22 protein-coding genes are annotated in these 25,675 nt (G+C 26.2%); 18 read left to right on the top strand and 4 right to left on the bottom strand.

Features of this window, described 5'->3' with window-relative positions:
* Positions 1 to 871 precede the first annotated feature (871 nt).
* The 7 genes from AC07E4_RS04160 (at position 872) to AC07E4_RS04130 (ending at position 7,599) form a co-directional block, all read left to right on the top strand.
* The gene (locus tag AC07E4_RS04160; protein WP_040329205.1) at positions 872 to 1,345 is read left to right on the top strand and encodes a MarR family winged helix-turn-helix transcriptional regulator; all 474 of its coding nucleotides are present in this window, start codon (positions 872 to 874) and stop codon (positions 1,343 to 1,345) included.
* Between the two features lie 77 nt (positions 1,346 to 1,422).
* Complete coding sequence (locus tag AC07E4_RS04155) at positions 1,423 to 3,657, top strand: ABC transporter ATP-binding protein (RefSeq protein WP_478215808.1); 2,235 nt, start codon at positions 1,423 to 1,425, stop codon at positions 3,655 to 3,657.
* Positions 3,650 to 5,509 carry an ABC transporter ATP-binding protein gene (locus AC07E4_RS04150; protein WP_040329201.1) on the top strand — a complete coding sequence of 620 codons (1,860 nt, stop codon included), beginning with the start codon at positions 3,650 to 3,652 and terminating at the stop codon, positions 5,507 to 5,509. The genes AC07E4_RS04155 and AC07E4_RS04150 overlap by 8 nt, the downstream gene beginning before the upstream one ends.
* A gap of 197 nt (positions 5,510 to 5,706) precedes the next feature.
* Positions 5,707 to 6,249 (top strand): cysteine hydrolase family protein, encoded by a 543-nt coding sequence (locus AC07E4_RS04145; protein WP_040329200.1) that lies wholly within the window; start codon positions 5,707 to 5,709, stop codon positions 6,247 to 6,249.
* Positions 6,250 to 6,288: 39 nt separating this feature from the next.
* Entirely contained in the window at positions 6,289 to 7,023 is a 735-nt protein-coding gene (gene nadE, locus AC07E4_RS04140; protein ID WP_040329199.1) for an NAD(+) synthase, read from the top strand.
* A 184-nt stretch (positions 7,024 to 7,207) separates the two neighbouring features.
* Positions 7,208 to 7,390, top strand: a complete 183-nt coding sequence (locus AC07E4_RS04135; protein WP_040329197.1) for a ferredoxin — start codon at positions 7,208 to 7,210, stop codon at positions 7,388 to 7,390.
* A gap of 35 nt (positions 7,391 to 7,425) precedes the next feature.
* Positions 7,426 to 7,599, top strand: coding sequence for a (2Fe-2S)-binding protein (locus tag AC07E4_RS04130; RefSeq protein ID WP_430828505.1), 174 nt, complete (start codon positions 7,426 to 7,428; stop codon positions 7,597 to 7,599).
* 99 nt (positions 7,600 to 7,698) lie between these two features.
* On the opposite strand, the gene AC07E4_RS04125 is transcribed toward AC07E4_RS04130, so the two are convergent.
* Positions 7,699 to 8,937, bottom strand: a complete 1,239-nt coding sequence (locus AC07E4_RS04125) for an HlyC/CorC family transporter (protein WP_478215807.1) — start codon at positions 8,935 to 8,937, stop codon at positions 7,699 to 7,701.
* Between the two features lie 453 nt (positions 8,938 to 9,390).
* Between AC07E4_RS04125 and AC07E4_RS04120 the strand changes: the two genes are divergently transcribed.
* The 3 genes from AC07E4_RS04120 (at position 9,391) to AC07E4_RS04110 (ending at position 11,619) form a co-directional block, all read left to right on the top strand.
* Positions 9,391 to 9,927: a GNAT family N-acetyltransferase gene (locus tag AC07E4_RS04120; RefSeq protein ID WP_040329194.1), complete on the top strand. Its 537-nt coding sequence runs from the start codon at positions 9,391 to 9,393 to the stop codon at positions 9,925 to 9,927.
* 94 nt (positions 9,928 to 10,021) lie between these two features.
* Positions 10,022 to 10,513, top strand: coding sequence for a LiaF transmembrane domain-containing protein (locus AC07E4_RS04115; protein ID WP_040329193.1), 492 nt, complete (start codon positions 10,022 to 10,024; stop codon positions 10,511 to 10,513).
* Between the two features lie 224 nt (positions 10,514 to 10,737).
* Positions 10,738 to 11,619: a hypothetical protein gene (locus AC07E4_RS04110; RefSeq protein ID WP_242838433.1), complete on the top strand. Its 882-nt coding sequence runs from the start codon at positions 10,738 to 10,740 to the stop codon at positions 11,617 to 11,619.
* A 53-nt stretch (positions 11,620 to 11,672) separates the two neighbouring features.
* Here AC07E4_RS04110 and AC07E4_RS04105 read toward each other — a convergent pair whose 3' ends face one another.
* Entirely contained in the window at positions 11,673 to 12,932 is a 1,260-nt protein-coding gene (locus AC07E4_RS04105; protein ID WP_430828507.1) for a D-alanyl-D-alanine carboxypeptidase family protein, read from the bottom strand.
* A gap of 383 nt (positions 12,933 to 13,315) precedes the next feature.
* Between AC07E4_RS04105 and AC07E4_RS04100 the strand changes: the two genes are divergently transcribed.
* The 4 genes from AC07E4_RS04100 to AC07E4_RS04085 all read left to right on the top strand — a co-directional run bounded on the left by AC07E4_RS04100 (position 13,316) and on the right by AC07E4_RS04085 (position 16,451).
* Positions 13,316 to 13,918, top strand: coding sequence for an NUDIX hydrolase (locus AC07E4_RS04100; protein ID WP_040329189.1), 603 nt, complete (start codon positions 13,316 to 13,318; stop codon positions 13,916 to 13,918).
* Between the two features lie 102 nt (positions 13,919 to 14,020).
* Positions 14,021 to 14,662 carry a lactate utilization protein gene (locus AC07E4_RS04095; protein WP_040329187.1) on the top strand — a complete coding sequence of 214 codons (642 nt, stop codon included), beginning with the start codon at positions 14,021 to 14,023 and terminating at the stop codon, positions 14,660 to 14,662.
* 195 nt (positions 14,663 to 14,857) lie between these two features.
* Positions 14,858 to 15,112 (top strand): hypothetical protein, encoded by a 255-nt coding sequence (locus tag AC07E4_RS04090; protein ID WP_040329186.1) that lies wholly within the window; start codon positions 14,858 to 14,860, stop codon positions 15,110 to 15,112.
* 325 nt (positions 15,113 to 15,437) lie between these two features.
* Positions 15,438 to 16,451: a 3'-5' exonuclease gene (locus tag AC07E4_RS04085; RefSeq protein WP_040329184.1), complete on the top strand. Its 1,014-nt coding sequence runs from the start codon at positions 15,438 to 15,440 to the stop codon at positions 16,449 to 16,451.
* 36 nt (positions 16,452 to 16,487) lie between these two features.
* Here AC07E4_RS04085 and AC07E4_RS04080 read toward each other — a convergent pair whose 3' ends face one another.
* Positions 16,488 to 18,479: an ATP-dependent helicase gene (locus tag AC07E4_RS04080; RefSeq protein ID WP_430828508.1), complete on the bottom strand. Its 1,992-nt coding sequence runs from the start codon at positions 18,477 to 18,479 to the stop codon at positions 16,488 to 16,490.
* A 116-nt stretch (positions 18,480 to 18,595) separates the two neighbouring features.
* On the opposite strand from AC07E4_RS04080, the gene AC07E4_RS04075 reads away from it, so the two are divergent.
* From AC07E4_RS04075 to AC07E4_RS04060, 4 genes are all read left to right on the top strand, one after another.
* Positions 18,596 to 20,074, top strand: a complete 1,479-nt coding sequence (locus AC07E4_RS04075) for a nicotinate phosphoribosyltransferase (protein ID WP_478215806.1) — start codon at positions 18,596 to 18,598, stop codon at positions 20,072 to 20,074.
* A 206-nt stretch (positions 20,075 to 20,280) separates the two neighbouring features.
* The gene (locus AC07E4_RS04070) at positions 20,281 to 21,453 is read left to right on the top strand and encodes a M20 metallopeptidase family protein (protein WP_478215805.1); all 1,173 of its coding nucleotides are present in this window, start codon (positions 20,281 to 20,283) and stop codon (positions 21,451 to 21,453) included.
* Positions 21,454 to 21,487: 34 nt separating this feature from the next.
* Positions 21,488 to 22,450 carry an RluA family pseudouridine synthase gene (locus AC07E4_RS04065; RefSeq protein WP_040329178.1) on the top strand — a complete coding sequence of 321 codons (963 nt, stop codon included), beginning with the start codon at positions 21,488 to 21,490 and terminating at the stop codon, positions 22,448 to 22,450.
* Between the two features lie 12 nt (positions 22,451 to 22,462).
* Positions 22,463 to 24,094: a putative polysaccharide biosynthesis protein gene (locus AC07E4_RS04060; protein WP_478215804.1), complete on the top strand. Its 1,632-nt coding sequence runs from the start codon at positions 22,463 to 22,465 to the stop codon at positions 24,092 to 24,094.
* 48 nt (positions 24,095 to 24,142) lie between these two features.
* Here the strand turns inward: AC07E4_RS04060 and spoVB are convergent, their stop codons facing one another.
* On the bottom strand, positions 24,143 to 25,672 hold the full coding sequence (gene spoVB, locus AC07E4_RS04055; RefSeq protein ID WP_430828511.1) for a stage V sporulation protein B: 1,530 nt from the start codon (positions 25,670 to 25,672) through the stop codon (positions 24,143 to 24,145).
* Positions 25,673 to 25,675 lie beyond the last annotated feature (3 nt).

Raw genomic sequence — 25,675 nt, 5'->3', positions numbered from 1 at the left:
AAAAGAATACATTCTTCAGTTGATTATAGAACCCCAAATGAGTTCTATAATCTAAAAAATAGTAATTTTAAGAATAAGCTAGTAATTAGCATTTAGAGTCTACTTTTGTGGGGCCAATCCGACAGTTATGGTTAATATTACTCATTTCATTCCTAATATTTTAAAATAGAAATATCTAAAGACTGCGTTTTTATATTGTTTTGAAATAATTTGCTCTGCAAATTTAATAAAAAATCATTCTTTAAAATTGGAAATCCAATTTTCACCTTCACTGTCCACTGTCAATTGTCCATTGTCAATTTTAAAAATATAGATTAAAACTCAAAATTAAAACTCTCAACTGAAACATGAATAACTTAAAGTTTAAACTTGTTTCTCTATATATAGGGTTCCAAGCTGAAAAATGAAATTATTCAAATATTAAATGAGAATAGTAGTAGTAAAGGAAACAGAAATTATTTAAAACGTTATTCATAAAAATTTCAAAGAAACTCTAATTTAAATAATTTTTGTTTTTTGATGAAAGAAAAAAGCTTTCAATTGATAAATTTGTTATTTTGAATTTGAACCCTATAACATTACTCTTATAAAAAATAAAATTAACAAATAAATATAAAATTTATAAAATGAATAAAAAAATTTTTTAATACATTTTTCCAGTATATATATTTAAAAAAATAAGGAAAATAAATAATGATTACATTTACAATCATTAGCCACCTAATGCAAATATACATAATTGTAAAAAAAAAGAAAAAGAAAAACGTTGACACATCTAACAAAACAAAATAGTATAATGATTAGGTAGCTAATGTAATTTGAAAAATAAAACAATGTTAACTTTATTTTTATAAATGAAAGGATGGTAAAAATGGATTTGTGTTCAGATGAATCAGTACGTAATATATTTGCAGAAGTGATGAGATTACATTTTTTAAGAAGTTATTCACTTCTAGAAAAAACCGGAGTTTATCCAGGTCAACCTCCATTGTTGTTTTTATTGAATAAACAAAATGGACAAAGTCAAAAAGAATTATCTGATAAGTTAAGAGTTAAACCTGCTACAACAAATGTAATGATAAAAAGAATGGAAAAATCAGAATTAGTAGAACGAAGACAAGATGAAAAAGATCAAAGAATTAGTAGAATATTTATAACGGAAAAAGGATTAGAGGTTTGTAATACACTTATAAAAATACATGAAGAAATAGAAAAAGAGTGTTTTGCAAATTTTACTAATGAAGAAATAATTTTAATGCGTAGATTCTTATTACAAATAAGAGATAATTTATTAGATGTTTGTAAAGATGATAAATTTGGATGTTGTGAAAAAAATAAAATTTAATTAATAATATGAAATATGTAAATACTAATATTATTAATTAAATTTAAAATTAAATAAGCTAAGAAAGGATAGGAAATATGTTTAAGCTAATCAAGTATTTAAAGAAATCAGTTGCACCAATAATAGTAATAATAGGCTTATTGATAGTTCAAGCTATTTGCGATCTTTCTTTACCTGACTACACTTCTAAAATAGTAAATGTAGGTATACAACAAGGTGGAGTAGAAAGTGCAGTACCAACTATTATAAGAAAAAGTACCTTAGATAAAATAACATTATTTATGAATGATAATGATAAAGATATGCTTCTAAAAAATTATGAAGTATTAGATGAAAAAGAAGCAAAGGAGGAATTTGCTAGTTATAATAATTTAAAACAAGATCCTCTTTATAAGTTAAAAAATATAACTAAAGAAGAAAATGAAGAATTAGAAAATATAGTTGGAAAACCAATTTTAATTGTTGCTGGAATGGAGAAAGATGATAAAGCAACATTAGGTATGAAAAATCAAATTCTAAACAATAGTCAGATACCCAATAGTGATAATTTAAGTATATTTGAATTATTAACAATGATGCCCAAGGAACAATTAGATAATATAGTAAATGAAATAAATAATAAATTTAAAGATATGCCAGATAGTATAATAAGTCAAAGTGCTACATCTTATATAAAAGATGAATATACTAAAATTGGTATTGATATGGAGAAGACACAAACTAGATATATATTATCTTCTGGTGGAAAAATGCTTTTAATAGCACTTATAAGTATGATTGCAACAGTGCTAGTAGGATTGCTTGCAGCTAGAATTGCAGCTTCACTTGGTAGAGATCTTAGAGGAAAAGTATTTAGAAAAGTATTATCATTTTCTAATGCAGAACTTGAAAAATTTTCAACAGCGTCACTAATAACACGTAGTACAAATGACATACAACAAATACAAATGCTTATGGTAATGCTTTTAAGGATAGTATTTTATGCTCCAATATTAGGAATTGGTGGTTTTATAAAAGTACTTAATACCAATACATCAATGGCATGGATTATAGGGGTAGCAGTATTATCAATTTTATCATTAGTAACTATTCTTTTTGGTATAGTAATGCCTAAGTTTAAAATGGTTCAAAAACTTATAGATAAAGTTAATTTAGTAACTCGTGAAATATTAACAGGTATAACTGTTATAAGAGCATTTAGTACTCAAAAGCATGAAGAAAAAAGATTTGATAAAGCAAATAAAGACTTAACTAAAACAAATCTTTTTGTTAATAGAGTAATGTCTTGTATGATGCCAGCAATGATGTTTATAATGAATGCAATAACTGTACTTATAGTTTGGAAAGGTGCTAATAGCATTGATTCAGGTGCAATGCAAGTTGGAGATATGATGGCATTTATTCAATATACTATGCAAATTATAATGTCATTCTTAATGATATCAATGATATCAATTATGCTTCCAAGAGCAGCAGTATCAGCATCACGTATAGATGAAGTACTAACAACAGAACTTACAATAAATGATCCTAAAGTAAATGAGGAGCCTAAAGAAAATATGAAAGGTGTTTTGGAATTTAAAAATGTATCATTTAAATATCCAGATGCTGAAGAAAATATTTTAAGCGATATTTCATTTATATCAAAACCGGGAGAAACTACAGCATTTATAGGTAGTACTGGTAGTGGAAAGTCTACACTTATTAATTTAATACCTAGATTCTTTGATGTAAGTCAAGGTGAAATTTTAGTTGATGGAATTAATATAAAAAATATTTCTCAACATGATTTAAGGGAAAAGATAGGGTATGTACCACAAAAGGGTGTGTTGTTTTCTGGTGATATAAATTCTAACTTAAAATATGGAAAAGAAGATGCAACTGAAGAAGAAATATTAAAAGCAGCTGAAATCGCTCAAGCTACTGAATTTATAAAATCAAAACTGGAAGGATTTGAAACACCTATATCTCAAGGTGGAACTAATGTATCAGGTGGACAAAAACAAAGATTATCTATTGCAAGAGCAATAGTTAGAAATCCTGAAATATATATATTTGACGATAGTTTTTCAGCTCTTGATTTTAAAACAGATGCTACTCTTCGTAAGGCATTAAAATCTGAAACAAAAAATAGTACCGTTTTAATAGTTGCACAAAGAATAAGTACTATATTGAATGCAGATCAAATTATAGTTCTTGATGAAGGAAAAATTGTAGGAGTTGGAACACATAAAGAACTTATAAATAAATGCGAAGTTTATAAGCAAATAGCTTCATCACAACTTTCTAAGGAGGAGCTAGAAAATGAGTAAAGAAAAGAATAGTGGAATGAGAAGAGGTATGGGTGGTCATGGTCCTATGGGAGGCATGGGCGGTGGCCAAAAAGCTAAGGATTTCAAGGGGACTATGAAAAAATTAGCTTCATATTTATCTACATTTAAAATAGCTATATTAGTAGTTATAATTTTTGCAATAGGTAGTGCTACGTTTTCTATAGTTGGACCTAAAATATTAGGTAAAGCAACAACTGAAATATTTAATGGTCTTATAAATAAAATTTCAGGTACGGGAGCAGGTATAAATTTTACTAAAATAGGCAACATACTGCTTATATTAATTAGTCTTTATTTAATAAGTATGGTATTTGCATTTATTCAAGGTTATGTAATGAGTGGAGTTTCACAAAAAGTATCATATAATTTAAGAAAAGAAATATCTGAGAAGATAAATAGAATGCCAATGAAATACTTTGATGGAAAAACTCATGGTGAAGTGTTATCAAGAGTTACAAATGATATAGACACTTTAAGTCAAAGTTTAAATCAAAGTATGACACAAGTCATAACAGCAATTACAACTATAATTGGTGTACTTATAATGATGCTATCTATAAGTGTATCAATGACACTAGTAACACTCGTAATTTTACCATTGTCAATGCTTTTTATATCTTTAATTGTAAAAAAATCTCAAAAACACTTTAAATCACAGCAAGAATACTTAGGTCATGTAAATGGTCAAGTTGAAGAAGTATATGGTGGTCATAATATTGTAAAAGTATTTAATGGAGAAGAACGTGCAATTAAGGAATTTGATGAGCTAAATGATACATTATATAAATCAGCATGGAAATCTCAATTTCTTTCAGGAATGATGATGCCTATAATGACATTTATAGGAAATATAGGGTATGTTATAGTTTCTATTATGGGGGGATATTTGGCAATTAGAAAAACAATTGAGGTTGGTGAAATTCAATCTTTTATTCAATATGTTAGAAGCTTTACACAACCTATATCTCAAGTTGCACAAGTAGCAAATTTAATGCAATCTACTGCAGCTGCTGCTGAAAGAGTTTTTGAATTTTTGGAGGAAGAAGAAGAAGATCAATTTGCTTCAAATCCTGTATCAATTAAAAACTTAGCAGGTAGAGTTGAATTTGATCATGTTAATTTTGGTTATAATGATGATAAAACAATTATAAATGATTTTAATGCAAAAGTTCATGAAGGTCAAAAGATAGCAATTGTTGGTCCAACTGGTGCAGGAAAGACAACTATAATAAAACTTCTTATGAGATTTTATGATGTAAATAGTGGTTCAATTTTAATAGATGGACACAACATAAAAGACTTTAATCGTACTGAATTAAGAGATATGTTTGGTATGGTGCTTCAAGATACTTGGTTATTTAGTGGTAGCATTAAGGAAAATATAAGATATGGTAGATTAAGTGCTACAGATAGCGAAGTTGAAGAAGCTGCAAAAGCAGCACATGTGGATCACTTCATTAAAACATTACCTGATGGATATAATATGGAACTAAATGAAGAAGCAAGTAACGTATCACAAGGACAAAAGCAATTACTAACAATTGCTCGTGCAATACTTGCTGATCCTAAGATATTAATACTTGATGAAGCAACAAGTTCTGTTGATACTAGAACAGAGGTTTTAATTCAAAAAGCTATGGATAACCTTATGGAAGGAAGAACAAGCTTTGTAATAGCTCATAGATTATCAACAATACGTAATGCAGATTTGATTTTAGTTATGAATAACGGAGATATAATTGAACAAGGAACACATGATGAATTATTAGCAGCTAATGGATTTTATGCAAATCTATATAACTCTCAATTTGAAAAACCAGAAGCTATATAAATTAAACTTAAAATGTCACTTTAAATTAATTTTTAAAGTGACATTTTCATATTTTATTTTACAAGGTAGAAAAGTTTAATTTAAAAAAATATGATATACTATACATATGGAATTTTGAACTTAAAAAATAAAGTTAAATTTATTTTTGTAAATAAAAATATAATAATGAACAATATGAGTATAGAGGTGAATGATATATGCAAAAACTATTAGTGGTTGTTGATTATCAAAATGATTTTGTAGATGGTGCTTTAGGATTCAAAACAGCTAAAGACTTAGAAAAACCTATTTGTGATAAAATTAAAGAATATTTAGATAATGAGTATAAAGTTATATTTACATATGATACGCACTTTGAAAATTACTTAAATACAAGAGAAGGTAAAAATTTACCTATAAAACATTGTGAAATAAATACTTTTGGTCATGAATTATATGGAGATTTAAAACGGTTTATAAATAATAAAAATGTAATAAATTATAATAAAGAATCCTTTGGAATATCACCAGAAGGAATGTTGAAAATATATAGAGAAATAGGTGAGGTAGAGACAATTGAAATAGTAGGGGTTGTTACCAATATGTGTGTTATAAGTAATGTAATAATGTTTCAAGCGCAATATACTGATGCTGATATAATTATAGATGCAAAACTTTGTGCAAGCTTTGATGATGAATTACATGAAAAAGCACTAGATGTAGCTGAATCGTTACAAGTAAAAGTTATTAATAGAAAATAAAACTTATAATATAAAAAATATGAATTTGGAGTGATAAAATTGAAAGAAAATTTTAATGCTGAGAAAGAAACACAAAATCTTTTAAATTGGATTAGAGAATATTTTAAAGAGCATTCTAGTGTGAAAGGTGCTGTTATAGGTATAAGTGGTGGTAAAGATAGTACTGTTGTATCAAAGTTATTGGTTGAGGCATTAGGTAAAGAAAGAGTTTTTGGTGTATTAATGCCAAATGGAGAACAAAAAGATATAAACGATAGTTTAAAAGTTGTAGAACTTTTAGGTATAAACTATAAGGTAGTAAACATAGAAAAAGCCTACAATGGAATATTAGAAGCAATTAATATAGAAAATATAGCTTCTGCGGCAAAAACAAATATTGGACCAAGATTAAGAATGACTACTTTATATGCCATTGCAGCAGATATGGGATATATGGTTTGTGGAACAGGAAATAAGTCAGAAAAATTTGTTGGATACACTACTAAATGGGGAGATGGAGCTTCAGATTTCAATCCAATAGGAAACCTAACAACAGAAGAAGTAAAAGCTATAGGTGATTATTTAGGACTTCCAAAATACTTAGTACATAAGACTCCAAGTGACGGCTTATGTGGAAAATCTGATGAAGAAAATTTAGGGTTTACTTATAATGATGTAAACACTTATATTGAAAAGGGAACTACAGGAAATAATGAATTAGACGAAAAAATTAAATTAAAAAATAAATATAATAAACATAAAAACGATCCTATACCAATGTATAAGCCGTTATAGTAATCAAAAAATAGTTTTAGAAAAAATATCTTTCTAAAACTATTTTTATTTTAAGGCTATAAAAATATTGACAAATAACTATTATTAAGTAATAATAGTTATAAAGAAATGAATAAGTTGATAAAACTTATTCAGAATAGCAAAATAGTATATGTTTTAGCTATACAATAGGAGGAATAAAAAAATGAAAGCACGTGTAGATGAAAATGTATGTATTTCTTGTGGATTATGTGAAGGAACATGCCCAGAAGTATTTTCGCTTGATAGTGGAGTTGCCGTAGCAGGTAACGTAATAGAAGGTATTGAAGAAGCTGTTAGAGAAGCATGTGAAGGATGTCCTGTAGAAGCAATATCAATAGAAGAATAATATTATAAAGTGTTATATAAAAGGAGAAAAGTATTATGTCAAAGGTTTGTTTATGTAAAGGTGTTACAGAAGAAGAAATAATAGAGGCAATAAAAGATGGATCTTCTACTTATGAAGATGTAAAAGAAAAAACAGGAGCAGGTACTGGCGGATGTCGTGGTGGTAGATGCAAATGCAACATTGAAATTTTAATAAGAGACAATAAATAATTACTAAATAGGATTTGAATAAATATAATAACTAAAAGGGTAATTTGAAATTAATAATATATTTCAAATTACCCTTTAATTTTATTGAAGTAAAGTTATTTATGTGTTTATTAATTTAGCATTAATTTCAATAACTCTATTGGAATTAGTTTTAGTAACAGTTACATCTAAATTTTTATATTTAAAATTATCACCTTCATTTGGGATTTTATCAAGTTCTGATATTACCCATCCGCTGACAGTACTAATATCTAAATCACAATCTATATTAAATATTTCAAACATCTTATCTAAATTAGCATTGCAAGAAATTTTATATTCATCCTCTGATATTTTAGTGAATTCTTCTACTACTTCATCATGTTCATCCCAAATTTCACCTACAAGCTCTTCTAAAATATCTTCCAAAGTTACAATTCCTAATGTACCACCATATTCATCTGAAATAATAGCCATATGAGATTTATTTTTTTGTAGAAGTCTTAAAAGTTTTGAAATTTTCATACTAGATACTGCATATACAACTGGCTTTATAATATCTTCTAATTTTTTATTATTAGTTAATATATAGTTATAAAAATCTTTTTCGTGAAGTACACCTATTATAGTATCAATAGTATCTTTAAAAATAGGAAGTCGTGAATACCCACTATCAAAAAACAGATTTGATATTTCTTCATTTGAATAATTTAGGTTAATAGCGATAATATCTACTCTAGGAGTTAAAACATCACTTACATTAAGATCATTAAACTCTATTGCGCTTCGTATAAGTTCACTTTCATGTTCATCTATTCCACCTTCATTTTTAACTTCATCAACCATTGTTAAAAGCTCTTCTTCAGTAAGCCCGTTATTACTTTTAATTTTAAATATCTTAGAAAGAAGTTTTTTCCAGCATATAAAGAAAAAATTAATAGGTGTTAAGATAATGATAAAGAAACGAAGTATAGGTGCTGAAAAAATAGCAAAATTTTCAGGCTTTTCTTTAGCAAGACTTTTAGGCGAAATTTCACCAAAAATTAATATAAATATAGTCATTACTACTGTTGAAATTGTAACACCTGAATCACCAAAATATTTTATAAAAATAGTAGTAGCTATAGAAGCAGAGGCAATGTTTACAATATTGTTGCCAATTAAAATTGTAGATAAAAGTTTATCGTAGTTCTGAGATAATGAAAGTGCTAGAGCAGCATTTTTGTCACCATTGTTAGCTATATGTTTCAGTCGTACTTTATTAAATGATGAAAAAGCTGTTTCTGTAGCAGAAAAGTATGCTGACATCAAAATTAAAATAATTAGAATAATTATAAGAGTAAGATTACTAGTATTCATTATAATTAAATTCCCCCCAAATAAATTATATAGTATAAATCTTTAAAAAGTATTGGAGGGCTATGTGAACAAGTAAGATTTCTTCTTATTTGTTTAATTATTAAATTAATTTTTAAATAAAAAAATGAGGCATGAGTAAAAATTAAAAAATTAAAATAATCTATAAAAATTAAAATAAGAGATATGGTAATAGACATAACCACAGAAAAATATAAATTTAATCTAAAAGACTTTAATTTTAATAAGTAATCATGCGACGGGTGACCTTCCAAAATAATTCCTTCTTTCATATATTTTAAAATTAATCTAATATATATTATAGTAGAACTTTAAAGAAAAATGAATGGATTTAGAGAAAATTTACAATATAAATAAAATTCGAAAAAATATTGACATTAACCTAGCGTTAAGTATTACTATATATACTATAGTAAAAGTTAAGGAGAAATTGTCATGGTTAGAATTGAAAATATGAAAAGAGAAGACTTATATAAAATAGTTAAATGGAATAATAATAAGTCAGAAGGGGATTTGCTAAAATGGGCTGGGCCAAAATACAAATTTCCATTGACATTGAGTCAGTTAGAATTATATTTTCATGATATGGTTAAAAGTGAAAAATATAATGTGTTTTTGTTTAAAATAATTTTAGAAGAAAGTAATGAAGTTATAGGAACAATTGAACTAAGAGAAATAGAAAATAAAGATAATCAAGGATGGATAAGTGGTTTTCTAATTGGAGAAGAAAAATATAGAAATCGTGGATTTGGAAAAATTGTATTACAAGAAGTTTTAGAATTTGCATTTAAAGAACTAAATTTTGAAAAAGTTGGATTGGCGGTATTTGATTTTAATATAAATGCAATTAAATGTTATGAAAATATAGGCTTTAATAAAATAAAGTTTAGAAAGAACTCAAGAAAGTATAAAGACGATTATTGGAGTCTATATGAAATGGAAATCTTAAAAGAAGAATGGATAAACAAATAAATATGTAATATAATGGAAATATAAAATAATAATAGGAGGAATATTTCAATGAACCTTAAAAATTATATATTAAGATTCATGAAAAAAATATGTGATGAATAATAGAAATTATGGAGTAGGATTAGTATTAATTGCAATTGGTGTTATTGGGATATTAAATCAAGTATTTAATATTAACATCTTTTCTATCGTGAATATATGGCCATTAATTATAATTGCTATTGGATTGTGTCTAGAAGGATCATATTTTTTAAAGAAAAAGTCACCAGGAGTATTAGTGCCAGGAGGTATTCTAACAACTTTAGGTATATTATTTATATTTGAAAGTGCTACAAATTGGAGATTTTCAGGATATACATGGCCTTTTTATTTCTTAGCAGTAGCAATTGGTTTATTTCAACTATATATTTTTGGAAGCAGAGAAAGAGGGCTTTTAATACCAATTGGAATTTTATTAACTATATTTGTTGTATCGTTTGGAAATATATTACTTGGAACTGTGTTTGGATGGCTAAACAAATCATTGATTGTTCCTATAATCTTTATAATAATAGGCGTGTTTGTTATTTTTGAGAAAAAAGATTAAAAATATTAAATTTATAATAAGGACTTATAATTTTTAAAATTATAAGTCCTTATTATTTGACTTTTTTATACTAAATGTAATATAATTTTGAATGATAATGTCAATAGTGTTTAAAATGATGCATAAAAAAATATTTTTTTTAAAATATATAGTTTTATGTATAATTTTTAAACTTTTATATAAAACTAATATAGTAAATTTTAAAAGAAAAAGGAGTTTTTGGTGTGAGGAAGAATATTTTTACTGCAAAAAGAAGAAGAATGCAGAGAAAAAGAAATATGAAAGTTTTTGTAGGAACTTTTTTTTGTTTAATGATGTCATTATTAATAACAAGCCCATATAAAGAGAATATTAACAATGAAGTAATGCTAGCATCAAGTGAAAACTCAGAAATTAAAAGTGTAAAAAGTGATAATGTAAAATCAACAAGTGATAAAAAAATAGATGAAAATGAATTAAATACTAGTAACTTAAGAGCATCAAGAAGTGGTGATTTTTCAGATGAACGTAGAGACAAAGAAAATGAAGAAATTATAAAAGAAGAGAAAATGGATGAGAATAGTGATTTATCTAAAGAAGTAAAAGGTATAGCTATTACAAGTGAAAAAACTATAGTTAAGCCATCTAAAGTAGAAAAATTAGATTGGTTTAAAGAAGCTCAATTTGTATATCCTATTGGTGCGGTAGCAGAAATTGAAGACATATATACAGGAAAAACATTTAAAGTTAAAAGAACTTTTGGAGATAACCATGCTGATGTAGAAGCACTTACTAAGGATGATACAAAAGTTATAAAAGAAATTTGGGGCGGATTTTCATGGGAGAGAAGACCAGTTATAGTATCTGTTAGTGGTAGAAGAATTGCAGCATCTTTAGCAGCAATGCCACATGCAGGAAATGATGCATATCCTGCTTTATCTGAAGCACCGAATTTATCAGGTGGATATGGAACAGGACAAAATTTAGATGTAGTTAAAGGAAATGAAATGGATGGAGTATGTGATCTTCATTTTTTAAATAGTATGAGACATAATGATGGAGAAATTATGGCTGCTGTTGATGATGCCCATCAAAGTTGTATAGAAATAGCAGCTAAAAGTAAGTAGAAATAAAATAATTACATAAAAATAGACCTCTCTTTTAAAAGGAGGTCTATTTTTTATCTGTATAAACGACGACGTTTATTTTTCTTGTTTTTACTTGATTTTATTAATTTTACAATTAATATAATTAAAGCAACTATAACAACTAAAATTATAAGGTAAATAAATATATTATTTTTAACTAATTCCATTTTAGAAATAGTAGGATATAACTCAAATTTAGTTTCTTTATCTTTAACTTTAACAGTTACAGTACCAATAGATTTATTTTTATTTAATTTCCATGCAGATACATCTTTTATATCATAAGAAACATCTGCTTTTAGAGATGTTTTATAGAAAGACGCATCATCTTTTATTTCAACAGGTACTCTAACAGCTCTTTCAGGTCCTATAAATGGAATTAAATTATATTTTAAAGTTTTAGTTTCAAGTGTAGTATCTTTTTTAAGCAATGGTTCTTTTTTTGCACCATAGCTAAAATCAGCTAATTTCTCTACATCTTCAAAAACTTTAGTATCTTGTGGTAAATTATATTCAGAATTAAGAACTACAACAGCTATTTTACGACCATCTCTTTCATAAACTGTAGCAAGGCATCTTCCGGATTTTTCAGTATATCCAGTTTTACCACCTATATTTCCATTTTCACCTACTAATTTATTTCTATTTTCTATTTTAGCGGCTGGTCCATTTGTAGATTTAACTTCTGCTTCTTTTTTTGTCATAGTAGAGGATGTCCACTCATTAGCCATAACTGCTTTTAATAGTAGAGACAAATCATAAGAACTAGTTAAATGATTATCAATATTATCATCTAAACCATTAGGTGTAACAAAATGAGTATTAACCATGTTTAACTCTTTTGCTTTTTCATTCATCATTTTAACAAAATTCTCAACACTTCCACCAACTTCTTTAGCTATCATGTAAGCAACATCATTACCAGAATATAAAAGTAATATATTCATGGCATTTGAAGCAGTAAATGTATCTCCAGGGGTAACTGGATGAACATTTAATCCATATGAGAAAGGAGCTTCTTGTAATGCTTCTTTAGGATATGTAAGTAAGTCATTTGGTTCTTTGTTTTCAGCTAAAAGAAGTGCAGTCATAAGTTTTGTAATACTTGCAGGGAACATCTTATTATCTATATTTTTAGCATAAATTATTTCATCAGTATCTAAATCAACAGCAATTGCGGATGTTCCAATTAAATCAGGTTCATTCGTATTATTGTCTGCTGCAAACACTGCACTAGAAAATATAGAAGTAAAAATAAGAGCAGATGCAATAATTTTTTTTAGTTTATTCACTTTTTTCTCTCCTTTACTTATAAGTATATTAAAATCATACATAAGTATAGCATTTTAATAAAAAATGAACAAGCTGAAAGATTTATAGTATTAAATAGAATTTGGTTAAATTATTCTTTATAAAGCTATAATAGTACATGAATAAGAGTTCCTAATATTTTATTTTTAAATTCTAATATGGATAAAATATTTTCCAAAATTTTGATTTAACATAGATTATTTAGAATGTTTTTCATTTAATCTTATAATTTTAATTAAAATATAGTTTAAAAGTTTAAAAAATATTAATAAACATTTAAATTGAAGAAATAATATATTTTATTTTGAAATAATATATTATTATATAGTTAAATATATTTTAAATAGAAAAGATGGAGAAGTTTATGATAGATGACATAAGAAAAAAAATAAAAAATAATAAATTAGGAATTTTAGGTGAATATAAAGAAGCATCAGTTATGATTTTATTAGAAGAGACTAATGAAGATATAAATGTAATATTTGAAGTTAGGGCTAAAAGTCTAAGAAGTCAACCAGGAGATATATGTTTTCCAGGAGGGAAAAAAGAAAGAGAAGAAAGTCCTAAAGAAACAGCAATTAGAGAAACAATTGAGGAATTAAATCTAAAAGAAAATGAAATTGAAATTATAGGGGAATTAAAGAAATTTGTAACACCATATGGGTTAATATTATATCCCTTTGTTGGAAGGATTAATGCAAGTCATATAAATCCTCATAAAAATGAAGTTGAAAAAGTATTAAGAGTACCTTTAAAATATCTATTAAACTATAATCCAAAGTTATATAATTTAAAGATAGGACCTATAGATAAAACTGGATTTCCTTTTGAATTGATAAATGGTGGAGAAAATTATAAATTTAGAGAAGGTGTTTTAAAAGAATATTTTTATATTTTTAATGGTTATACTATATGGGGTTATACAGCAATGATTTTAAAAGAATTTTTAGAAGTTATATCTGATTAAGTTCATTTAAAATATAAGTAATATTATGATATAATGATGAATATATAATAGATAATAGTGATAGTTTATTGAAGTTTATATGTATAGTTAGGGGGCTTAGGTATGGATGAGTTTGGTAAATGGCATAATGAAATTTTAGGAAACAAAGTAGTTAAAGCTTTGGAGAAAAATGGTTTTCACGCAATATATTTTGAAACAAAAGAGCAAGCAGAAAATTTTATAATGTATCACGTTAAATCAGGAGATGATGTTGGATTTGGTGGCTCACAAACAATAAAAGCATTAGACTTAAAGAAACGAATAAGAGAAATTGGTGGAAATATATTAGATCATGGAGAATTTGGTTTAAATAAAGAACAAAAATTACAAGTTATGAGAGCTGAACTTGTTAGTGATTTATTTTTATGTAGCAGCAATGCAATTACACTTAAGGGAGAACTTGTTAATGTAGATGGAGCAGGTAATAGAGTTGCAGCTATGACATTTGGACCAAGAAAAGTTATAGTTGTTGCAGGTGTAAACAAAATAGTTGAGGATATAGAAGAAGGATTTAGAAGGATTAGAAATAATGCATCACCTAAAAATAACAAGAGATTATCATTAAAAAATCCATGTACTATTAATGGCAATTGTATTGATTGTAAAAGTGAGACAAGAATATGCAGAGCTTATTCGGTTTTAAAAAGAAAACCAATGCAAAGTGATATAAGTGTTGTTATAATTGGAGAAGAATTAGGATTTTAATAAATTAATGATATAAAAATAGGCCTTAAGGTCTATTTTTTTTGAATTTTATTGAGCAAATATGAATACATACTAAAAGATGTGTAAAATTATTATAAAAAACATTTAAATTTTCAGAAAATACTTTATATTATAGTGATTTTGAATTATAATATTTATTGATAGGTTAAATGACTTGGGGTGAGGTGATTAATTATGACTAAGTGTCCATTACTAAGCACTATCGATGAAGATGTTGAATGTTTTAAGGAGTGTGAATTTTATAACTGGGAAGAAAACGGGAAAAAGTGTCCTTTTCTAGAAGTGAAGAGAACCAAAAGATTATGTAAACATCTTTGTGATTATGAAGCGTATAAAGAAGATAAAACATCACCTATAAGTATACTTTATAGTGATGATTATATTAAAAGTATATACAATAAATCTGAGAAAAGAATAGAAAATCTATAATATATATAGTTAAAAGACTTGTATTAAATAATTAGAGCAAATATTATGAAAATATATTTAAAATTACAATGCTATAAAAGTTAGGACATGCTTTGAAAAGTATTTAAAATTAATAGTATTATTAATGATAAGTTGTTACCAATATTACTATAGATTAATTATATTGTGAGATTACGAAATGAAAAGTTATATTAAGTATGTAACCATAATACTTAATATAACTTTTTAGATTTTATATAATTAAATTTGTAATAATAAAAAATTATTGCTATAATCTAAGGGCAAAACAACTAAGTATAAATGAATTAAAACAATGGTGATAAAAATGAATGAGAAAATGAATTTTATATGTTATTATAAGGAAAAATATAATAAATTTAAAAAAGAGAACTTAGTACATATATATTTAGAAAAAGATAGTAAGGTAATATTTAAAAGTAACTATAGTATAAAGTGTATCAATATAAAAGAAAGTAGGCAGAAAATTTTCGCCTTAATAATCTCATTTTTAGAAGAGTTACATATGACTAATAATATTACTAAAAATCATAATATAACTATAATAGTTAAAAATGAATATATAGTAAAAGATTTAAAAAACTTTAAAGATATTAGTAATAAGAAGTATTATTCATACCAGAAATCAAAAGAGATATTTATTAGTCATAGTAATTGGAAAATAATATATAATAAACCACAAAATAAGAAGGTTAAGAAAATAAATCAAAAGAAAAACAATGGAACTGTTTCAAAAACTTTACAAGGTTTAGATGATGATTGTAATAATATAATTTCTTTTGATTTAGAAATGAACTATGCCTCTTTAGATGATAGAAATATAAATGAAACTATATCTATCGGAGCAGTAAAATATAGTCGTATAACTGGAAAGGTTGAAACATTTTACTCTTTAATAAAGCCTAAAATTAGCTATATATTACAAGAGAAAATAGTGGAACTTACTAATATAAATCAAGATGAAATTGATAATGCAAAAAGTTTTAATAGTGTTATGAAAAAATTTTCTGAATGGGTAGGGGATTCTAAATCTATTTATGTAAGCTGGGGAATGGCTGATATAAAGGTGCTAGAAAGTGATAATTTAATTAATAAAAATAAAGTAAAAATAGTTAATGAGATGATTAAAAATTATGTAGATTTTCAATGTGAATTCTGTAGCAATGTACATAGTAAAAGTGCAATAGGACTTGTTAATGCATTGAAATTTTGTAATATAGAATTTAAGGGAGATTTACATAATGCATTAGATGATGCTATGAATTTAAATAATTTGGTTGTGGATTTCATTAAAAAAGAGGATTTAAAATATGAGGCTTAAATATAGAAAAACTATAGGGTGTTTAAATGGAGATCCCTATAGTTTTTCTATTAGATTAGAGTTTAATAAAACTGATAAGTCAAATTTTTTTGTTTCATTTTTAAATTTTAATTCTATAATATTTTCATCTATATAAGTTATAGTAGCAGCATCTTTTCCTTGATATCGTACAACATCATTAACTTTAAATGGAAGTTTTAATTTGTAATTGCATTCATTTATAAATTGAGATGGCTTATAAGATTTATTTTGAACTTTAGACGGAATTAAAAGAAATAAATTTTCAATAGATCTGGTGATTCCAACATACATAAGTCTTCTTTCTTCTTCTAAGTTCTCATCTATATTATTTTCATGAGGTAAATAACCTTGAACTAAGTTAATTATAAATACAGTATTAAATTCCATACCTTTAACACCATGAATGGTACTTAATATTACACCATCTTTATTACTATTGTTATTATTTAAATAATTATCATATTCATCTATATATGATAGAAATGAAATTATTGTTTTATGTTCAAATGCAACAGATTTAAATTCTTCCAAAATACCTTCAAAATCTTTAATATCTATTTTAAATTTTTGTGAATACTCGATAAGATAATCATAGTAACCTAGTGATTGTATAATAAAAGCTATAGCGGAATTTAATGACATTTTATTTAAATAAGCTATATCATTTCTTAAATCATCTAAACTTTTCATTTGGAAACTTCTAATATTATCCATATCTTTTAGTGATTCAAAACAATCTATCTCAATTATAGAATTTTTAATTTTTTCTATAGCATTTTTACTTATATATCTAAAAGGCTTATTTATTATACGAATAAAGTCTTCTTTAGATTTTAGATCTAAACTAAGTTTAAGATATGAAATTATATCTTTGCAAATAAAATGGTTGAAAAAATTATATTCTTTGTCTAAAAGTTTAAAAGGAATAGATCTTTTTATAAAGACATCAATTACTCTACGACTTTCAATATTAGTTCTATATAAAATTGCAAAATCATTATATGTATATGTATTTGAAGCTATAGCTTTTTCTATATGATTAGCTATATATTTACTCTCAGATGTATCATCCATTAGTTTTAATACACGAATATCTCCATCATTACTTTTTTGAGAGATTATATTTTTATCTCTTCTTAATTTATTGTTTTTTATTAAATCCATGGAGATTTCTACTATGTTTTTTGAACATCTATAATTTCGAGATAAATATAATATTTCAGAATTAGAAAAAGTATTTTCAAAGTCCACCATATAATGAGGTTTTGATCCCCTAAATGAGTAGATACATTGATCTTCATCACCTACTGCAAACACTGAATTATTATAATTAAGCATTTTTAAAATATCTATTTGAATTTCATCGCAATCTTGAAATTCATCTACTAAAATATATTTAAAAAGCTCACGATAACCATTTAAAAGTTTTGGATTTTTTATAAATAATTGACGGCACATTATTTGTAAATCATCAAAATCATATAATCCTTTTTCTTTTTTATAGCTTTCATATATTTCAAATGTATTTTTAAATAAATCTTTATCTAGCTTGGTTTCAAAATCGGAAATATTAAGTCCACTTGTTTTATATAAAGATATATTGTTTATGTATTCTTTTACTTTTTCATCACTTACCTCATCCATGTAAGAAGATAAAAAACTTCTTACTAATTTAAAAGTCTCTGTAGAATTTATAAGTTTAATTTCACCATAATAATTAATTAGAATTTTATAAAAGAGACCATGAAAAGTTCCGAAAAATGGAATGCGACTATCTTTATATATATATTTAAATTTTTCACGCATATTATCAGCAGCGGCTTTAGTGAATGTTATTACTACTATATTTTGAGGATTGACTTTTTTATATTTAATTAAGTGATATACTTTATGAACTATAACAGTAGTTTTACCACTACCAGGACCGGCACTAACTAAAATATTTCCAGAATCATGTAAAATTGCGTTTATTTTTTCATTGTCAAGATTTTTATATTCTGTATACATAATTCCTCCTTGATTATATTTATGAAGTAATGTATATATTATATAACATATAGATTATGAGTATCTAATATGTTATAATATAACACAGAATTTATAAAACAGTAAGGGGATAAAAAATGAGTACTTTAGAAAGTTTTAATGTTAAAAATCATAGAAACTTAACAATGTTAGTAGATTTTTATGAATTAACTATGATAAATGGATATTTAAATAATAATGTGCAAGATACTATCGCTTATTTTGATATGTTTTTCAGAAAAATTCCAGATGGTGGAGGATATTGTATAATGTCTGGAGTAGAGCAGGCTATTGAATTTTTAAGTAGTCTAAAGTTTACAAAAGATGACATAGATTACTTAAGAGCTAAAAATATGTTTGATGATAAATTTCTTAAATATTTAGAAGATTTTAAGTTTTGCTGCGATGTTTGGGCAATTCCAGAAGGTACACCAGTTTTCCCAGGGGAACCATTAGTTACTGTAAAAGGACCGATAATGCAAGCACAGTTCATCGAAACAATGATGTTACTTACTATAAATCATCAAACATTAATAGCTACAAAAGCTGCTAGAATATGCGAAGCTGCTAAAGGAAGACCAGTTATGGAATTTGGATCTAGAAGGGCACAAGGGTATGATGGAGCTATATATGGAGCAAGAGCTGCAATTATAGGAGGGTGTTCATCAACTGCATGTACTATAGCAGAAGAAATGTTTAATGTACCCGCAATTGGAACTATGGCACATTCTTGGGTTCAATTATTTGATTCTGAATATGAAGCATTTAAAGCATGGGCAGAAACTTATCCAGATAATACAGTGCTTTTAATAGATACATATAACGTATTAAAATCAGGAGTACCTAATGCTATAAGAGTATTTGAGAATGTTTTAAAACCTATGGGAAGAAGACCAAAAGCAGTTAGAATTGATAGTGGTGACATAACATACCTTACTAAAGAAGTTAGAAAAATGCTAGATGATGCAGGTTATGAAGATGTGAAAATTACTATATCTAATTCACTAGATGAATCTATAATAACATCTGTATTAGAAAGTGGTGCACCTATTGATAGTTTTGGTGTTGGTGAAAGACTTATAACAGCAAAAAGTGAGCCTGTATTTGGTGGAGTATATAAGTTAGTAGCTGTAGAAAAAAATGGAGAAATAATACCAAAGATAAAGATAAGTGAAAACATAGAAAAGATAACAAATCCAAGTTTTAAAAAGATATATAGAATATTTGATAAACATACAGATAAAGCTATTGCAGATTTAATATGTACAAATGATGAAATCATTGATGAAAATGAAACACTAGAAATATTCGATCCTACTTTTACTTGGAAAAGAAAGAAAATAAAAAATTATTATGTTAAAGAATTAATGGTTAAAGTTTTTGAAAAAGGTGAAAAAGTGTATAATAGTCCTTCAGTTATGGAAATTAGAGAATATGCAAAACAAGAGCAAAAGAAACTTTGGCCAGAAGTTTTAAGACTTCAAAATCCACATCATTATTATGTTGATTTATCAACTAAACTTTGGAAATTAAAAGAAAATTTATTATATAGATATTCAAGTGAATATGGAGATTAAAAAGCAGGATGAAAATCCTGTTTTTTTGCTATTTCTTGAAGTATTATAAATAATGTTATATAATCAATATTAAGTTTAAAAATATTTAAAAATGTAATAGGCTTATTGTCTATTATTTTTTTTAGTGTTTTAGTATATATAAAGAAAATAGTATCTATAGAATTTATTAGATAGATAAGTTTAATATAGAAGGGAAAAGATATAATATGGACTTTATAAACAATATAAATAATTTACAACCGGAATTAATAGAATTAAGAAGAGAATTCCATAAAAGTCCAGAGCTTGATTTTGAGCTTCCTAAAACAATTAGTAAGATAAAAGTTTTTCTAGATAAGGAAAATATTTCGTATAAAGAAATTGGCAGAAGTGGTTTAGTTGCTGAAATTAAGGGCAAAAATGAAGGTAAGACTATTGGAATAAGAACTGATATGGATGCATTATCCATTACAGATAAAAAAAATTGTACATATAAGTCTCAAAGTATAGGAAAAATGCATGCTTGTGGACATGATGCTCATATGACTATAGCATTAGGAGCAGCAAAAGTTTTAAATGATTTAAAAGAAGAATTTAGTGGAACAGTTAAAATTATTTTTGAACCAGCAGAAGAAACAAGCGGTGGATCAAAAGCAATGATAGATGATGGAGTTCTAGATAATCCTAAGGTTGACACTATGATAGGACTTCATGTAAATGAAGAGATTCCATGTGGAAAAATAGGCATAAAAAGAGGTGTGGTTTATGCATCATCTAATCCATTTAAAGTTATAATTAGAGGTAAGGGATCACATGGAGCAAGTCCGCATAGAGGTATAGATGCGATTGTTATAGCTAGTGAAGCAATACTTATGCTTCAAACTTTAGTTAGTAGAGAAATTTCGCCAACTTCACCAGCTGTAATTACAGTTGGAAAAATTAATGGTGGAATGGCACAAAATGCAATAGCAGATGAAGTTGTTTTAGAAGGAATGATAAGAACTGTAAATCCTGATGAAAGAGAATATATAACTAGAAGATTTAAAAATGTTATAGAGGGTATAGTAAATATAAAAGGTGGAGAATGTGAGATTGAAGTAAATGATGGTTATCCATGTGTTATAAATGATGATGATATTTACTATGAATTTGAAAAATCTTCAAAAAGAATTTTAGGTGAGAAAAATGTTAAAATTATAGATAATCCAACTATGGGAGTTGAAAGTTTTTCATATTTTTCACGAAAGGTTCCTTCAATATTTTACTGGTTAGGATGTAGAAATGAAGAAAAAAATATAGTTAATCCTGCTCATAGTAGTTTATTTGATATAGATGAAGAGTGTTTATCTATAGGTGTAAAGTTACAAGTAGCTATGGCTATTGATTTTTTAAATAAGTAATAAATTTAAAATAGATATTACAGGAGGAAAAAATATGAAAATAAATATAGGACCGAATGAAGCAGGACAGAGATGTGATAAATTTGCTAGAAAGCTTTTAAAGGATGTTCCATTAAGTGCAATATATAAATCTTTTAGAAAAGGTGATATTAAGGTTAATGGTAAAAAGGTTAAAGAAAAATATTCACTACAAGATGGTGATGTAATAGAATTTAGAGAAATAAAAACAGAAGCAGAAAAGAAAAAGAAAGATACTTTTCAAAGAATAGATAATAAGTTAAAAATTACATATGAAGATGAAAATATACTTATGGTAGAAAAATGGCCAGGAGTGTTAGTACATAGTGATAAAAAGAATGGAGATAAAACATTAACAGATTATGTTTTATCATATCTTTATGATAAAGGTGATTATGAACCAGAGAAAGAGGTTACATTTATTCCTGCACCTTGCAATAGATTAGATAGAAATACTTCAGGAATTGTTATATATGGTAAGAATTTTGCAGCTTTAAAAGAAATGAATGAAATGATAAGAGATAGAAAAGTTGAGAAGTTTTATACTGCACTAGTAAAAGGTAGAATAAAAGAAGGATATTATGAAGCATATATATCTAAAAATGAAGATAGCAATATATCAAGTATATCAGATGTGCCAAAACCAAACACAAAACATATAGCAATGAATGTTAAAAACATTCAAAGTTGTGGTACTTTTTCACTAGTAGAATTAGAGCTTTTAACAGGAAGAAGTCACCAATTAAGAGCACATTTATCATACTTAGGAAATCCAATTGTTGGAGATCTTAAATATGGAGAGAAAAAATTAAATAGTTTCTTTATAAATAGATATGGACTTGATTATCAGTTCCTTTATGCATATAAAGTAATATTTAAAGAAACGGGAGAAAATTTATCTTATTTAAAAGGAAAAACAATAGCAGAATCTCTTCCACCTATTTTAAAGAAGATAAAAACGGATGTATTTAAATTTTAGTGGAGGAATATCATGGGTAGTAGTTCAAATTTTGATACAAAATCTGCTGCTAAGGGTATGGCTATATTAAGTATAAGTATGTTTATATCCAAAATTATGTCAATTTTATACCTTCCTTTTTTAAGAGCTATATTAGGTCAAGAAGGTGTAGGAATATATCAAAGTTGTTATGGAATATATGCATATATATATATGATTGCAAATGCAGGACTTCCTGTTGCAATATCAAAAATAATAGCAGAATATGTATCAGTTGGTAATAAAAAGGATGCTGTAAAGGCATTTAAGATATCAAGACTTCTTGCTATATGTATTGGACTAATTTCAACTATAATTTTAATAGTTTTTGCAGGACCAATTACAAAGGTTATGAAAAGTGAACAAGCAAAAATAGCATTAATGGCAATAGCACCTACTATGCTTTTAACAACAGTTTTAAGTTGTTATAAAGGATATTTTCAAGGACTTGGGAATATGATTCCTACAGGTGTATCTCAAATAATGGAACAAATAGCAAACGTTGTATTTAGTTTATTATTTGCATACTTTCTTATAAAAGTTTCGTTAGAAATTGGTGTAGCTGGTGGTACAGTAGGAACAACTATAGGGGCATTTTTGGCATTAATATATTTTGTTTATTACTATAGAAAAAGAGGTAGCCGAGGATTAGGGACAATTAAAAATAATCCTAATGTCAAGAGAGATAGTAATGAAGAAATATTAAAAAAGATTATAAAGTATGTAATTCCAATAACTATAGCCATTGCTATACAACAACTTGGAAGTATTATTGATATAAAAATGGTTAAACATACGCTTATGGATACACTAAGTTATTCTAAAGCACAAACCAATATACTTTGGGGATTTTATGGACAGTATAACACACTTATTAATGTTCCGTTAGGACTTGTAAGTTCTATATCTGTTTCTGCTGTTCCAATGATAGCAACTTATGTTGCAGCAAAAGACAGAAAAGCAGTTAAAACCAGTATAAATTCAACTACAAAACTTATGTATTTACTTGCAGTGCCTTCAGCTATGGGACTTGCAGTTCTTAGTAAGCCAATACTAAGAATGCTTAAAATGGATCAAGAAATTTCAACCTTTTTAATATATGGTTCATTTGTATTAGTTATAATGGGTATAGTATATCTTCAAACATCTATACTACAAGGATTAGGAAGAGTAAAAGCTGCAACTATATTTTGTGCAATTGGAATGGTTGTAAAAATAATTATTAATTATTTTGTTGTATCAATGCCAAGTATAAATGTTTATGGTGCTATAATAAGTTCAGCATCATCATTTATTGTCATGTTTATACTTAATCAGTGGCTTATAAATAGAGTTTTAAAAGTAAAAGTAAAAGTAATAGTTGCTATGATAAAACCATTAATTGCATCAATTATAATGGGAGTTGCATGCGGTTATTCTTATATGGGATTAAATAAAATCTTCATGGTTATTTTAGGTGGGTATATAGGTAATGCATTATCATTAGTTATATCAATAATAATAGCTATAATTGTATATGGAATTACCATTTTGGTTCTTGGTGGAATTAATAAAAGAGAACTTAACATACTTCCTAAAAAACTTACAAATTTAATACCAAATAAATTACTTAAGTATATTAGATAAACAAAAAACTATGAAATTTAAATTTCATAGTTTTTTTTCGTAAAAAAATTAGTAATAGACATTAGAATTAGTAGATGTTTTTCTTATAGTGAAAATTGAACCGAAAAACAATGCGAAACTAATGGCAAATAAAATAATATTTTTAATTAGAAAATTATCATTTGATATTGTTGCATTTAAAATTTTTATAGTAAATATACATATTAAAGAAAGAGCAGTTATAACTAATATTTCATAAAGGTTAATAGATAACTTAACTGTTTTATTTATTTCAATTAGATTAAGTATAAAACCTAGAAGTGATGATACAAATAGACCTATAGCAAATCCATAGATATTAATCTTTGGAATAGCCATTAAAAAATACATAATAACAAGTTCTATAACTGAAGTAAGTATTGAATTTATAAGGATTTTCTTTTGTTTACCAAGGCCATTTAATATTCCATATGTACAGCTTGATGCATAAAGAAATGGAACAGAAATTGCCGCAGACTTTATAAATGAACTTAAATCATTTCTTTTATAAAAGAGAAGACCCAAATTGTCAGGAATCATGAAACAAATAATCATTATACTAACACCTAGGATAAAACACATTTTAATTACTTCATTTACTCTTATACCTATACTTTTATAATCTTTTTTTGTAAGACTTTGTGAAATATCAGGAACTAATATTGTAGCCATAGAATTTACTATAACTAGTGGAAAAAATATTATTGTAAGAGCCATACCTGAAAATTTTCCTATTGATTCTAATGCCATATTATAGGTCATACCACTGACTATTAATCTTCTTGGGATTAATAAAGTAGAAGCACTAGTTATTGCTGTTGTTAAAAATCCGTTTACAGCTAGTGGAAATGCCGTTTTAAAAGAATTATATAAAAGTTGAGCCCCATTTTCTGTTTCTTTATCTTTAGATTTTGCTTCAGTAAATTTCTTAGAACTTCTTTTAAAGAAGATATATAAAAGCACAAAGCTTACAAATTCTCCAATAGTGAATGAGGCATAAGTAGCAGTTACTGTAGTTGTTATATCTTTAAGTAGAAGCAAATCTATAAGACTTAAAGTTATGAATAATCTCAGTGCTTTTTCCACTATATCTATTATTGCAGGAGTATTTACCTCCATTACACCAAAAAAATATCCTTTAAGGATAGATGAAAGTGCAATGAAAATTATAGCAGGACATAATATCCAAAGTGAATAAAGAGTTCTAGGGTCTTTAATAACATATTTAGTTATTAAAGGTGCAGAAATAAACATAATAACAGTAACAAAGATAGACCAAAGTAATAGAAAAGCAAAATTATATCTCACACTTTTATTCATATTTTTGTAAGAGCCTGTCCCATGATAAGATGAAACTTCTTTAGAAATTGCAGCTACTATACCACCACAAACTAGACAACAAAATAAATCATATATAGGCATTATAAGACCATAAAGTCCAACACCTTCAGGACCGAGCTTGTCCGATAGAATAATTGAAAAAATAAATCTAATAATAGCCATTGTAAGATTTGAAATAGTTAAAACAAAAGTATCTCTATAAAAATTATCACTACCCATAAA

The sequence above is a fragment of the Clostridium amazonense genome (assembly GCF_056431285.1).
Note: the sequence above shows the minus strand (reverse complement) of the source record. Positions and strands in the feature narration are given on the sequence as shown.